Source organism: Kitasatospora sp. NPDC022856 (assembly GCF_055561235.1).
Genome location: NZ_JBVHHE010000018.1, coordinates 115368 through 128997, shown reverse-complemented (window position 1 = coordinate 128997; position 13630 = coordinate 115368). Strand labels below are relative to the sequence as shown.

Annotated in this window: 10 protein-coding genes; 5 read left to right on the top strand and 5 right to left on the bottom strand. The window is 76.0% G+C overall.

Going from position 1 to position 13630, the window contains the following annotated elements:
- A complete protein-coding gene (locus ACZ34W_RS23830; protein ID WP_465606853.1) occupies positions 1-906 on the top strand; it encodes a hypothetical protein in 906 nt (301 codons plus the stop codon).
- On the top strand, positions 884-1777 hold the full coding sequence (locus ACZ34W_RS23825; protein ID WP_465606851.1) for an inositol monophosphatase family protein: 894 nt from the start codon (positions 884-886) through the stop codon (positions 1775-1777). Before ACZ34W_RS23830 ends, ACZ34W_RS23825 begins: the two co-directional genes overlap by 23 nt.
- A 119-nt stretch (positions 1778-1896) precedes the next feature.
- Here ACZ34W_RS23825 and ACZ34W_RS23820 read toward each other — a convergent pair whose 3' ends face one another.
- A complete protein-coding gene (locus ACZ34W_RS23820; protein WP_465606849.1) occupies positions 1897-3099 on the bottom strand; it encodes an ArsB/NhaD family transporter in 1203 nt (400 codons plus the stop codon).
- A gap of 88 nt (positions 3100-3187) precedes the next feature.
- On the opposite strand from ACZ34W_RS23820, the gene ACZ34W_RS23815 reads away from it, so the two are divergent.
- Positions 3188-9109 (top strand): WD40 domain-containing protein, encoded by a 5922-nt coding sequence (locus ACZ34W_RS23815; RefSeq protein ID WP_465606847.1) that lies wholly within the window; start codon positions 3188-3190, stop codon positions 9107-9109.
- Positions 9110-9152: 43 nt separating this feature from the next.
- Here the strand turns inward: ACZ34W_RS23815 and ACZ34W_RS23810 are convergent, their stop codons facing one another.
- Together ACZ34W_RS23810 and ACZ34W_RS23805 are read right to left on the bottom strand one after the other, a co-directional pair.
- Positions 9153-9827, bottom strand: a complete 675-nt coding sequence (locus tag ACZ34W_RS23810; protein WP_465606845.1) for a DUF6629 family protein — start codon at positions 9825-9827, stop codon at positions 9153-9155.
- Between the two features lie 29 nt (positions 9828-9856).
- Positions 9857-10849: a DMT family transporter gene (locus tag ACZ34W_RS23805; RefSeq protein ID WP_465606844.1), complete on the bottom strand. Its 993-nt coding sequence runs from the start codon at positions 10847-10849 to the stop codon at positions 9857-9859.
- Between the two features lie 282 nt (positions 10850-11131).
- Between ACZ34W_RS23805 and ACZ34W_RS23800 the strand changes: the two genes are divergently transcribed.
- Complete coding sequence (locus tag ACZ34W_RS23800) at positions 11132-11395, top strand: dsRBD fold-containing protein (protein ID WP_329490920.1); 264 nt, start codon at positions 11132-11134, stop codon at positions 11393-11395.
- A gap of 172 nt (positions 11396-11567) precedes the next feature.
- Here ACZ34W_RS23800 and ACZ34W_RS23795 read toward each other — a convergent pair whose 3' ends face one another.
- Positions 11568-12503: an alpha/beta fold hydrolase gene (locus tag ACZ34W_RS23795; protein WP_465606842.1), complete on the bottom strand. Its 936-nt coding sequence runs from the start codon at positions 12501-12503 to the stop codon at positions 11568-11570.
- Between the two features lie 119 nt (positions 12504-12622).
- On the opposite strand from ACZ34W_RS23795, the gene ACZ34W_RS23790 reads away from it, so the two are divergent.
- On the top strand, positions 12623-13057 hold the full coding sequence (locus ACZ34W_RS23790) for a MarR family winged helix-turn-helix transcriptional regulator (RefSeq protein WP_465606926.1): 435 nt from the start codon (positions 12623-12625) through the stop codon (positions 13055-13057).
- Positions 13058-13129: 72 nt separating this feature from the next.
- Here the strand turns inward: ACZ34W_RS23790 and ACZ34W_RS23785 are convergent, their stop codons facing one another.
- Complete coding sequence (locus ACZ34W_RS23785) at positions 13130-13453, bottom strand: hypothetical protein (protein WP_352291740.1); 324 nt, start codon at positions 13451-13453, stop codon at positions 13130-13132.
- Positions 13454-13630: the final 177 nt, after the last annotated feature.

Sequence of the window (13630 nt, the reverse complement as noted above, 5' to 3'; positions counted from 1 at the left end):
ATGGACCTCTTCACGAGACTCGACCGGGCCGCCGGGCGGACCGGGGCGGCGGCCGAACCGGGTGAGCCGGACAGACCGGCCGGCCAGGACAGCCGGGCCGGCCAGGACGGCTGGGCCGGCCAGGACGGCTGGGCCGGCCAGGACGGCTGGGCCGGCCAGGACGGCTGGGCACGCCGGGGCAGCCGGGCAGATCAGCACAGCCGGGGTGGCCCGGGCGCGCCGTCCGAACCAGGCCTGCCCGAAGAACCGGGCGGGCTCGACGGGCTGGTCGGCGGGATCCTGGCGGAGATCGCCTCGGGCAGCAGACCCCTGCGCGCGGTGGCCCACCCGCTCGGCTTCTACTGCCTGCCGGTCCTGCGGGAGGGCGCGTGCGGGGTCTGCGTGCACGTCTTCGGGCCGGTCACGCCCGGTCTGCGCCGGGCGGCACACCCGCCCCCGCAACCGGCGGCGCACCCGCCCGCGCCTCCGCCGGAGATCCACTGCCACAGCTGGGAGTTGAAGAGCAGCGTGCTCTACGGGCGGGTCGGCAACCTGAGGGTCCGGGTGCTGGACGAGCCGCGGCGGCCGACGCACCGCGCCTTCGAGGTGTACAGCCGCGCGGGTGCGGACGAGATCCGGCCGACCCCGCGACTGGTGCGCTGGGAGCCGGTGGTGGAGCAGCGCAGCGCGCGCGGAGAGACGTACACCCTGGCGGCCGGCGAGTTCCACACCACCCTCCTCACCGGGGCCGCGTCGGCGGCGACGGTGGTGCTGGGGCGGTCCGTGCCCGGAGCGGTGGACGTCGTGCTGGGGCCCGTCGACGGTCCGGCCCGCCGGGTGGTGCGCCGGCTCTGCGACGCCGACCAGACGGCTCGGATCGCCGGAGAGGCAGCGAGGAGGATCAGTGGACCCGATCAGGCAGCGTGACGGCGCCCCGGCGTTCCCGTTCGCGTTCGAGTGCCGTGTGGCGGTGCGGGCCGCCGAGGAGGCGGGGGCGCTGCTGAGCGCCCGGTTCCAGGACGCCTTCGGGGTCTGCACGAAGGGCGAGGACGGCGATGTGGTCACCGAACTCGACCTCCAGGCCGAGGCCCTGGTGACCAGCCGGCTCGCGGAGTGCTTCCCGGGCGACCGGATCGTCGCCGAGGAGGGCGGTGCGACAGCGGGCGGTGCCGGCGGTGCGGGGTCGGGCCGCACCTGGCTGGTGGATCCGCTCGACGGCAGCAACAACGTGGTGATCGGGCTGCCGGCCTATGTGGTCGGCATCGCGCTCTGCGTGGACGAGGAGCCGGTCGTGGGGGTCGTGCACGACCCCGTGATCGGCCGGACGTGGTGGGCCGTCCACGGTGCCGGTGCCTTCGGCCCGCGGGGACGGCTCTGCGGTACGGCGGGTGCGGCCCGTTCGGCGCGTGCGGTCGCCGCGGCCCGGCCGGTGCTCGCCTGGACCCAGGGGCACGGCATCGCGACCGACGACCGGCTGCTCCGGGCGCTGAAGTCGGAGCTGGAGGCCGGCTCCCAGCGGCTGCTGCAGCTGTGGGCGCCGCTGCTGGCCTGGTCGATGCTGGCCCGGGGCGACATCGACGGCTTCGTCGGCTATCTGCCGGAGGAGATCGACCTGCCGGCCGGGTACCTGCTCGCGGCGGAGGCGGGTGTGGTGGTCCGCGGGTTGGACGGCGGCCGGTTCAGCGGGCGGATCGGCCGGCCGGACACCGCGCGGAGCTTCGTCGCGGGCCGACCGGAGGCGCTGCCCTATCTGCTGGACCTGGTGGCCCGGGCCGCCTCGGCCGCCGGGCACGGCTGAGGCAACGGGCAGCGGAGTCGAGTCTCCCCGCCCCGTGCACCTCCGGGCCACATCCGGGCCACCTCCGGCCACCTCCGGCCACCGTCGTCACGCCGCTACGCCGCTACGCCGCTACGCCGTCACGACGTCAGGGTCAGGGCCGCGGTGGCCAGCGCCACAGCGCTGACGGCCAGGACGGCGCTGGTCGCCGCGACGCTGCGCAGCGGTACCCGCAGCCCGGCCGACCGGCACCGCTCGTACCAGAGCAGGGTGGCGAGCGAGGCCCAGGGTGTGATCAGCGGGCCGATGTTGGTGCCGATCAGCAGGGAGAGCAGCTGCTGGTGGTTGCCGGCCGGTACGGCGGCTTCGCCGGCCAGGTACACGGGCAGGTTGTTGAGCAGGTTCGACAGCCCCGCGCCCACCGCCGAGGCGCGGAACATCCCGAGCACCCCGCCGTCCGTCCCGATCGCCGCGGCGAGCACCCGGTGCAGCCCGTGCGCGTCGAAGGTCTGCACCACCAGGAACATCCCCGGCACCATCACCAGCAGCCGCCACGGGATCAGCGAGGCCCGCAGCGCCTCGGGCCGCCGCACGGCGAACGCCACGACCACCACCAGCGCCGCCACCCCCGAGGCGACCCAGAGCGGGAGGTCGGCCAGCAGGCTGGTCAGCAGGAACCCGGCGCAGGTCAGTGCGCAGATCCTGAACAGCACCCGGTCGGCCGGCCGGTGGGCCGGCGGCGGGTCGTAGTCGTTCGCGCCGCGCCGGTCGCGCCGCCAGTAGAACCACCAGAGGCAGGCCATGGTCATCAGGCCGGCGGCCAGTTGCGGCGCCCACATCACCCGGGCCAGGCCGGTCGGGGAGAGCGCGACCCGCTCGGCGGCCAGCAGGTTGGTCAGGTTGGACACCGGGAGCAGCAGGCTCGCGGTGTTGGCCAGCCAGACCGTGGTCATCGCCAGCGGGAGCGGCGCGATGCCCACCCGCGAGGCGAGCGCCAGCATCACCGGGGTCAGCAGGACGGCCGTGGTGTCCAGGTTGAGGGTGATCGTGGTGACGGCGGCCAGCGCCACGCAGAGCACGAACAGCGCCGCGTAGCTGCCCCGGGCGGTCCGGGCCACCCCGGCCGCCAGCACGTCGAACACCTCTGCGGTGCTGGTGAGTTCGGCGAGCACGATGACGGTCCCGAGGAAGGCGAGCAGGGGTGCGATCCGGGAGATCGCGGCCCCGGCGGAGTCCGTCGGTAGCAGTCCGGTGGCGAGGAGGAGCAGCCCGCAGGCGAGCAGCGCAGCAGCCACCCAGTCGAGAGGATGGAGCCGCTTGACGTTGGGCCAGTAGGCAAGCACGGTGGTCAGGGTCGCATACGAGCGGTGGTTGGTCGAGTGCGGGTCCGAACCGGGGTCGCTCGTCGGCGATCGGCCATAAGCTGGCCCCATGGGGGCTTATGACGTGAACCCGGGCGGCCCCGGGCCGATCGACTTCTTCATCAGCTACTCGCCCGCCGACGAACGGTGGGCGGCCTGGATCGCCTGGACGCTGGAGGACGCGGGCTACCGAGCCTTCCTCCAGGCGTGGGACTTCGTCCCGGGGACCAACTTCGTCGACTTCATGGACCGGGGTGTCACCGAGTCCGCCGCGGTCATCGCGCTGCTCTCGCGCCACTACGAGCGCTCGCGCTACGGCCGGATGGAGTGGCAGGCGGCCCTGCGCGCCGACCCCGACGCCCCGGAGCGCAGGCTGCTGACCGTCCGGATCGAGGACATCCCGGTGGACGGCCTGCTCGCCACCCTGACCTACATCGACCTAGCCACCGTCACCGACCCCGCGCTGGCCCGCCACCTGCTGCTCGCCAGGGTCGCCCAGGCGATGGACGGCCGGGCCCGGCCGGAGCTGCGGCCGGGCTATCCGGGCGGCGCCGCGGGCGCGCCGCCCGCCGCCCGGGCGCAGGAGGACGGGGAGCCGGCCCCGCAGGCGCTGCGGCCGGTCGGCGGCACCGGGCGGTCCGGCCGGCGCAGGCCCTCCGTGCGGCCGGAGTACCCGCCTGCGGCGGGCCACCCGGGCGGGCGGGAGTCGGTCACGGTGCTGCACCTGGCGGGCCCGTCCTTCGGCCGGGGCACCGATCCCGCGGAGCTCCAGGCCGCCGTCTGGGGGGACCTCGTCGAGCTCGCCGACGCCGGGGCCCCGGCACCCGAACTGGTCGTCGTCACCGGGGACCTCACCGCGTCCGGCAGCCCCCGGGAGTGCGAGCAGGCCCTCGCCTTCCTGACCGGCATGCGCTCCCTGCTCGGGCTGGAGCCGCACCGGGTGGCGATCGTCCCCGGCGGTCAGGACGTCAGCCAGGCGGCCTCCCGCGCCTACTTCGCCACCTGCGAGGCGGACGAACTGCGGCCCACCCCGCCGTACTGGCCCAAGTGGCGCCACTACGCCCGGCTGTTCCAGGAGTTCTACCAGGGGCTGAACGTGGTCTTCGACAGCGACCAGCCCTGGACGCTGTTCCCGGTGCCCGAGCTCGGGACGGTCGTCGCGGGCCTGAACTCCTCGATGGCCCACAGCCACCGGCCCGACGACCGGTACGGCTGGCTCGGCCCCGAGCAGGCCGCCTGGTTCGCCCAGGCGCTGCGCCCGTACGAGAACGACGGCTGGCTGCGGATCGGCGCCGTCCGGCACCCCGTCACGCCCCGGCCGGCGGGCGCCCGGTCGGCCCGGGCGGGCCAGGACGCCGAGCCGCTCCGGGACGTCGACCGCTTCACCCGGCTGACCGCGCCCCGGCTGCACCTGCTGCTGCACGGGCCGGCCGACGGCCGTGCCGCGCTCCAGGACCTGCCCACCTCCGCCGGGGAGCTCAGGGTCCTCGGTGCCACCGCCCCGGGCGCGCACCAGCTGCTGCAGCTCACCCGCGAGGGGCTCACCCACTGGCCCAGCCCGAGCCCCGGCGCCGCCCCGGGGGCGGGCACAGCCCCGGGCGCCGGGCCCCGGCGGTCGGCGGTCGGCTGGCACCGGGCGCACCGCGCGTTCCCCCCGCCGCCCGACCGGGCCGCGCCCGACGCCCCGCCCGCGGCGGGCCCCGCCCCGGTGCCCGCCGCCGAGCGGGAGACCAGGGAACTGCCCTCCCCGCTCGACACCCTGCTGGCCCGGGTCGCCGAGGTCTGCCGCACCCGGCACCAGGGCGCCCAGATCCGCTCGGTCGCCGGCTCGCCGCCCCAGCTCTTCGTCACCTGGAACGAGTCGGGATTCGTCCGCCAGCAGCGGGTCGCGGTCTGCGTGTACACCCCGACCACCGAGGAGGTCGACCGCTTCGTCGACGAGGTGCACGCCGCCGGCAGCGCCCCGGACGCCGAGCTGGTCCACGACGGCCCGCCCCCGCCGCGCGAGTTGCGCGACCGGGCCCGGCGGCGCGGCGTCCGGCTGCGCAGTTTCATCGAGTTCCAGGGCCTGCTCGACCTCCGCGACCATGTCGCCGCGCAGAGCGAGCGGCTGGCCGCCGACAGCCAGTACCAGCCAGGCCTCTACCTGCCGCAGCGCTACCGGGACGCCGAGCGCCCCGGCGGGGAGGAACGCGAGGGCCTGGTCGACGAGATGCTCCGGCTGCTGGACTCCGACCACGGCCGGTTCCTGCTGCTGCTGGGCGACTTCGGGCACGGCAAGACCTTCGCCCTGCGCGAGCTGGCCCGCCGCATCCCGGTCGAACTCCCGCACCTGACGCCGCTGTTCATCGACCTCAGCGCACTGGACAAGGCGCACTCCTTCGACGGCCTGGTGGCGGCCCACCTGACCGCCCACGGCGTCGACACCCTCGACCTGCGGGCCTTTCGCTACATGCTCCGGCAGGGGCGCGTGGTCCTCCTGTTCGACGGTTTCGACGAACTGCTGAACCGGGTCAGCTACGAGCGCGCCGCCGACCACCTCCAGGTGCTGCTGGACGCCGCCGTGGACAACGCCAAGATCGTGGTGAGCAGCCGCACCCAGCACTTCAGCTCCCAGGAACAGGTGCTCACCGCCCTCGGCGAGCGGGTCGGCCTGCTCCCGCAGCGGCGGCTGATCGCCGTCCAGGACTTCACCACCGCCCAGATCCGCGGCTACCTGGCCAACCGCTACGGCGACGAGGCCGCCGCCGACCGCCGGCTGCGGCTGCTGGAGGCCATCCCCGACCTGCTCGCGCTCTGCCGCAACCCCCGGCTGCTGAGCTTCGTCGCCGACCTCGACCACGACCGGCTGCGGGCCGTCGCCGGAGCCGGCCGGGCGCTCAGCGCCGCCGGCCTCTACCAGGAGGTCTTCACCGCCTGGCTGGAGTTCGAGGAGCGGCGCGGCCAGGGCGGCCCGGGCGCCGCGCCCGGCCTCGGCCTGGACCAGCTCTGGGAGGCCGTGACCGCGCTCGCGGTCCGGCTCTGGGAGACCAGCCGCACCGCCCTGCCGTACGACGAACTGCTCGACCTCTCCGGTGCGCTGACCGGCCTGGCCGGGAGCCACCTGCCCGCGCCGCAGCTCGCGCACGCGGTGGGATCGGGCAGTCTGCTCGTCCGGTCCGACGAGGGCGTGTTCCAGTTCATCCACGGTTCCGTGGTCGAGTGGCTGGTCGCCCGGGCCGCGGCGGCCTCGCTCGGGAACGGCGAGTCGGAGCTGCTCACCCGGCGCCCGCTCAGCCGGCTGGCGGTCGAGTTCCTCTGCGACCTCGCCGACCACCAGCTCTGCCAGCAGTGGGCCCACGACGTCCTGGACGGGGCCGGCGAGGCGGACGAGACCGCGCGGCTCAACGCCGTCACGGTGCTGGCCCGGCTGAGGGTGCCCGCCCACACCGACCTGCGCGGCGCCGCGCTGGCCGGCGAGGACCTCTCCCACCGGGACCTCTCCGGCGTCGACCTCGGCCAGGCCGACCTCACCGACGCCCGGCTGCTCGGCGCCAACCTGGCCGGGGCCTCGCTGCGCGGTGCCCGGCTGGCCGGCGCCCGGCTCGACGCGGCCGACCTCTCCGGCGCCGACCTCTCCGGCGCGGACCTCCGCGGTGCCCGGCTGATCGGCACCGATCTGCGCGGCGCCCGGCTGCGGGGCAGCCGCTGGCAGCGGGCGGCCCTGATCTCCGCCGTCACCGACGACGAGGTGCTGGCCGCCCCCGAACTGCGTGCCGCGGCCATCGCACCGGGCCTGCCCGTCGAGGCCGGCTTCCGGCCCTCGGAGGTCGGCGTGCCGTACGGGTTCGGCGTGCGCACCGCCCGGCTTCCCGAACCGGTCGCCTTCAGCGCCGACGGCCAGCTGCTCGCGGTCGGCAGCGCCGACGGCAGCGTGCTGGTCTGCGACGCGCTCACCGGAGTCGCCCTGCGCACCCTCAAGGACCACATCGACCGGGTCTACGCGGTGAAGTTCGCCGGGAGCGTGCTGGCCACCGGCAGCGCCGACGGCACCGTCCGGCTCTGGGACCAGGTCTCCGGGGAGTGCCTGCACCGCCTCGACGTCCACCCGGGCGGGGTCTGGCCGGTCTCGCTGGAGTCGACGGGGGCGTTGCTCGCCACCGGTGACGCCGACGGGACGGTCACCCTCTGGGACACCGCGACGGGCGGGCTGCTGCGCCGGCTGACCGGCCACGCCGCACCCGTCTACACCGCGGTCTTCAGCCCGGACGGCGCCCTGCTGGTGACCGGTGACCGGCTCGGTGGGGCCCGGCTGTGGGACACCGCGACCGGGCAGCGGGTCGCCGAGCTCCCGGGGCACCGCGGGACGGTCTTCCGGGCCCGGTTCAGCCCGGACGGGACGCTGCTGGCCACCGGCGACGCCGGTGCGGACGGCGCGGCCGTCCGGGGCGCCGCGGACGCGGCCCCGGACGCCCCGGGCGGCGCCGTCCGGGTCTGGGACGTCGCGGGGCGACGCCTGCTGCACACCTTCGAGGGGCACTGCGGCCGGGTCTACACGCTGGCCTTCCACCCCGACGGGGACCTCCTCGCCAGCGGCGACACGGCCGGTCAGATCCGGCTCTGGAACCCGCAGGACGGGACGGCGGCCGGCCGGCTGGAGGGCTCCACCGGCTCGGTCTACCAGGTCGACTTCGACGACGGCGGCGGCCGGCTCGCCGCCGGGGACAGCGACGGCGTGGTCCGGGTGTGGCGGGTCGGGCCGCCCGCCCCGGGCGGGCGCGAGGTGGTGGCCCCGCGCCGCCAGCCGCCCGAGCACCGGGGCTCGGTCTGGGCCTGCCGGTTCCGCCCCGGCGCCGGACCGGGCGGGGCGGAGGCCGACACGCTGCTGGTGACCGGCGGCAACGACGGCGCCGTCCGGCTCTGGGACCCGGCCTCCGGCCGCAGCCGCCAACTGCTGCGCGGCCACGGGCGCCGGATCGGCTCGCTCTCCTTCAGCGGGGACGCCGGCGTGCTGGCGGCCGGTGGCAACGACGGCGTGGTCCGGCTCTGGGAGCCCGCCACGGGCCGCCGGGTCAGGGAGCTCTCGGGGCGCAGCAGCCGGCTGGTCTCGGCGCAGTTCAGCCCGCAGGGGCCGGTGCTGGCCACCGCCAGCAACGACGGCGACCTCTACCTGTGGAACGCGCTGACCGGTGAGTACCTGCGGGAGATGGACGTCGAGACGGAGCACGTCTGGGCGGAGGCGTTCAGCGCCGACGGAGTCTTCGTGGCCACCGCCAACGACGACGACACCGTCCGCATCTGGTACCGCAGCACCGGCGCCCACGTCGCCACGCTGCGCGAGCACCGGGGCCGGGTCCGCTCGATCGCGTTCAGCGCGGACGGGCGCCGGCTGGCCACCGGCTGCGACGACAGCAGCGTCCGGATCTGGGACATCGAGGCCGGCCGGATCGAGGCCCGGCACGACGGGCACGGTGACCGGGTGTACGGCGTCGCGTTCGGCGCCGACGGCTCCTGGCTGGCCAGCGCCTCGTGGGACGGCGACGCCGTGGTCTGGGCGGACGGCGGGATCAGGCACCGGCTGACCGGCCACGCCGGCCGGCTCTGGACGGCGTCGGTGCACCCCCGGCGGTCGCTGCTCGCCACGGCGGGGGACGACCGGGTGGTCCGGCTCTGGGACCCCCGCACCGGGCAGGACCTCGGACGGCTGCGCGGGCACACCGGCCGGATCCTGGCGGTGACCTTCAGCCCGGACGGATCGCTGCTGGCCAGCGGCGGTGAGGACGGCACGGTGCGGCTCTGGGACGTCCCCGCCGACGGCGCGCCCACGGCCCGGGCGACCCTGCTCGGGGCACCGGACGGCTGGGCGGCGCTGCTGCCGTCCGGCGCGTACAAGTACGAGGGCGACGTCGTGGGCGAGTTCTGGCACGCGGTCGGGATGTGCCGCTTCGAGCCCGGCGAGCTCGACACCCGGCTCCCGGGCGTCCACCGGATGCCGCCGGAGGCGCTGCTGTGAGCCCCGGGGCGGGCGGGCCCGGGGCCACGGCCGACGGGTGGTGTCAGAGCGCCGCCGGGTCGCCGGCCGGGGCCGCGTCCCGGGGCGGGCGGGCCGTCCAGTGCAGGAGTAGCAGGCTGGCCAGGGCCGCCAGGGCGCACCAGGTGGAGACGAAGGCCAGCCGCCAGAGCAGCGCGCAGAGGACGGCGCCCGCCCCGGTGAGCAGGCCGAGCCGGCGCAGCAGGCGGTCGCCGCTGAGGAGCAGCGGGCCGACGGTCGCCACCAGGTAGCCGGTCAGCAGGAGCGCCGCGTGCGGGATGCCGACGGCGTAGCCGAGGGTGTGGCCGTGCGCGGTGGCCGTCACCGGGCGGGTCGCGACGGCGAGCGCGAGCGGGACCGCGACCAGCAGGCCGAGCAGGACGAAGCCCAGCAGCGGGCGCCGGCGGGCCCGGTCGCGGGTGGCGGTCCACACCCCCACCGGGACCAGGACGGGCAGCAGCGGTAACGCGATCACGGCCCACGCGGTCCGGGCCCACCCGGCCGGACCGGCGGGGAGGCCGCCCTCGGCGCCGTGCCAGACCGCGGCCTCGATCAGCTGGTGCACGCCGAGGACGAGCGGGAGGGCCGCGAGGGGCAGCCGCTCGGGGCGTCCGGCGCGGTGGGTCCGGACCAGGCAGAGGACGCCGATGCCCGACACCACCCAACCGGCGACGAGGTCCGCCTGCGCGCTCCAGCACATGGGTCGCCGCCGTTCCTTGGCCGGGCCGGCTACCGGGAGCCGGTGGGGTCGGTGGGGTCGGTGGGGCCCGGGCCGTCCGGGCCGGTCGGGGAGTCCGCGCCGTCCGGGCCGTCCGGCGAGCCGCCGCCGTCCGGGCGGTCGGCGGCTTCGGCGGCGCGCGGGACCGCCCGGCGGCCGCTGCCGGGCATGGCCGGGTGGCGCCCGATCACGATCACCCCGATGACGACCGCCACCAGTCCCGCGGCCTGCCAGGCCAGGGCACCGGGGGTGACCCGTAGGCGGTCGCCGAGGAAGCCCACCGCGCAGGCGATCCCGGTGATCGGCTGGGCCGCCGTCAGCGCGGGCAGCGACATCCGCAGCGGGGCGGCCTCGAACGCGCTCTGCACCAGCAGCAGTCCGACCACCCCCGCCGCCACCACCGCGTACGGCTGCCAGCTGCGCAGCACCGCGTCCAGCCCGTCGTGGTCCAGCCGCAGGGTCGTCGTACGGGTGAGCGCGTCCTGGAGGCCGTAGAGCAGGCCGGCGGCGAGGGCGAGCAGGGTGGCCTCCTCGAACAGCGGCATCCGGCGGGCCGTGGAGACCAGCAGCAGCGTCAGGCCGACCACGGTGCCGACCACCACCCAGTGACGCAGCTCCCCGGCCGGTTCGCCGCCCCCGGTGGGGCGGCCGGCCACGATGAACGCCGTCACACCGAGTGCGAGCAGCAGCACGCCGGCCCAGCCGGACCGGCCGAGGCTCTGCCGGGTCAGCACCCGGGACAGCGCCATCGCGAACAGGAGATTGGTGGCGAGCAGCGGCTCGACCAGCGAGACCTCGCCCTGGTTGAGGGCGAGTGCGGAGAGGATCAGACCGCTGACCATGAACCCGGTGCCGAGCAGCCATTCGGGCATCCGCAGCAGGTCCAGCAGCAGCCGCCAGCGCAGCAGGTCGGCACGCGGGGCACGCTGTGCCGCGTGCTGCTGGAGGACGAATCCGAGCCCCAGGCAGCAGGCGGCGCTCAGTGCGAGGAGGAAGACCACCACGAAGGGACCACCCGAACGTCGCTGCCCGCGCCGGACCGGCGATCCGTGGTTCGACGGCGGTCGCGGCACGTTTCCGCCAGCGTACCGCCGGGGCGTTGACCCGACCGCCGGGACGCGGGCCGGCCTGGGCCGGACGGCTGCTTCCGCTGCCGGCCCCGGCGTCCGGGGCCGCGCTTGCCGCCCCGGGCGCCGGGGGCGCACGCTGGTGTGAGCAGCCGCCACGGGTCCGCAACCGTGCCGGCCCGAGTGGGCGCGACGGGGGCAGGCGCCAGGAGGTGTGGCATGCACAACCAGTGGGATGTGGAGCTGAGCTTCGAGGAAGACGGCGTGCACACGGGATGCGACGCGAGGCTGACCGGTGCCAGGGCACCGGGCCTCAGCGCCCACGGAGAGTCGCTCAAGAGCGCGGAGGACCGCCCGCTCGCCCGGATCGGTGAGGAGGTCGCCGCCTCCCGCGCCCTGGAGGCGCTGTCCCGCAAGCTACGGGCCCAGGCGACCGGCGAGATCGAGGACGAGGGCCACCGGCCGGGCTACCTGATCTACTGAACCGTCCGCTGACCCGCCGTCCGGCCGGTCGACCTGACCCGCGCACCCGGGCCGGCCGGTGCGCGCCGCCCGGGACCCACGGGGTGGATGGCGGTGGGGCCGGCGCCGCGGGCCGTTCCGCTCGGACGGTCCGTGAGCTACTGGGCCCCGCCGCCCTCCGGTTCGAAGCCGGTCACACGCCGCCGGACAGGAATGACGTGAGCCGGTCGGTGAGTTCGGTGGGCCGGGCCGTGAGCAGGGTGTGGTGGGAGACCTCGGGCAGCACGGCGACCGTGGCGCCGGGCAGGGCCTGGCGGGCCGACGCGGCCACGCGGCGCGCGTCGTGGGTACGGCTGCGTTCGGCGAGCAGGACCAGGGCCGGCGCCCCGAGGGCGGCCAGTCGTTCACGCGTCGGGCGAGGTCCGGTGACCACCCGGGAGGCCGGGAACCCGGCGTGGCCGAGGGCGTAGAGTTCGCGCCAGCCGGCGTCCAGGCCGCTGCCGCCGCTCTCCCAGTCCAGGTAGGCGCGGGCCCGGCCGGCCGAGCGGGGCGGCAGGAAGAGCGGCAGCGCGCGCAGCAGGTAGCCGGCGCGGAAGCCGGCGAAGCACTGGGTCGGATCCAGCAGGGCGAGCCGGCCGACCCGGGCGGGGGCGTGCAGGGCGTACTCCAGGGCGATCCACCCGCCGTACGAGTGACCGCAGAAGTCGGCCTCGGGCACGTCGAGCCGGTCGAGCACGGCGTCCAGCCAGCCCAGCAGGCCGGGCACACCGCCGAGCGGGGCGCCGTCGTGGACGCTGCGCCCCGGGTCGCCGATCAGGTCGACGGCGAGGACGCGGTGCCCGGCGCAGGTGAGCGCCTCCACCACGGCGAGCCAGCCGGTGGAGGTCGCGCCGCCGCCGTGGAGCAGGACCAGCGGCCGCCCGTCGCGGGGGCCGCAGGCGTTGACGCGGGTGGTGCCGTGCGGCGTCCGGACGGTGAGCGGCTCGACGGGGACGGGCCAGCGGGCCAGCACGGCGTCGTAGGCGGCGAGGAACGCATCGAGCGGATCGTCGGCGCCGCCCACGCCGGTGGTCCGGGTGCCCTGCGGGGTTCGTGAGGCTCGTGAGGAGCGTGAGGCGTGTGCTGACATTCTGCTGTCCTCCGGCGGGTGGCAAAATTACTCGCTGAACAATAATCTCGCTGAGCGAGAGAATAGTGCCACCGCACCTGGAGCGGAAGGAGAACGAGGTGGACGAACCCGAGGAGCCGATGCGGCTGGTCCATCTGCTGCGCGGCCTGACCGTCGAACTGGACCTGTTCGGAGCGGAGTTCGCCGTCCGCCACGGCCTGCACCCGACCGACCTGCGCGCGTTGATCCACCTGCTGGACGCCGCCCGGGCCGGGACGGTGGTGACGCCGGGCCGGCTCGGCGAGGCCCTGCGGCTGAACTCGGCGGGCACCACCGGCCTGGTCGACCGGCTGGAGCGGCTCGGCCTGATCCGCCGCGAGCGCGACCCCGGGGACCGCCGACGCGTCCGGCTGGTGGTCGAGGAGCGGGCGGTGGAGCTCGGGCAGGGCTTCTTCGGCGGGCTGATCGCCGATCTGGTGGCCGCCATGGGCCGGTTCGACCCCGCGGAGCTGGCGACGGCCCGGCGGTTCCTGCTGGCCATGACCGAGGTGGTGGCCGCGGCCCGGGAGGAGTGACCGGACCGCGGACGCGAGGCGATCGTCGTCCGGGGCCGGTGACGCGGGGCACCCCCCGGGGGCGCCGGGGGATCAGAACCAGGTCTCGCCGAAGTGGTCCCCGGGGTGGCCCTCGCGGAGCAGGCAGAAGTCGGGTTCCCTGACGTGCTCCGGCCCCTTCAGCCCGGCCTCGGCCGGGCAGCGCGGCGCCAACTCGACCGTGTACACGGGCCAGGAGGCCCAGTGCAGGTCGTTGCCGACGCCCTGGACGAGGGCGCAGTGGGTGCTCTCGTGCCCGGCGACGAGCTCGCAGCGGAGGTGTTGCTCCATCATGAAGGCGGCGTGCGGCAGGCTGTTGAAGTGATCCACATCGGACTGCGGGAGCGTGACGACGGCGGGGCACTGACGCTTGACCATGGGTGGACGGTTGGCTTCAGTCATGCTCGCCAGCATTCCACCGCGCCGCCCGGGAGGCGATGCTTTCCGCCCGGTCGCACGCGTCTTGTACAGGTCGGGCGGGTTCTTGACGGCTCCCCACCGGCGGCGTACCGGCGGGCACCGGATCCCGCCCCCGTCGGGCTCCACGAATTCCCC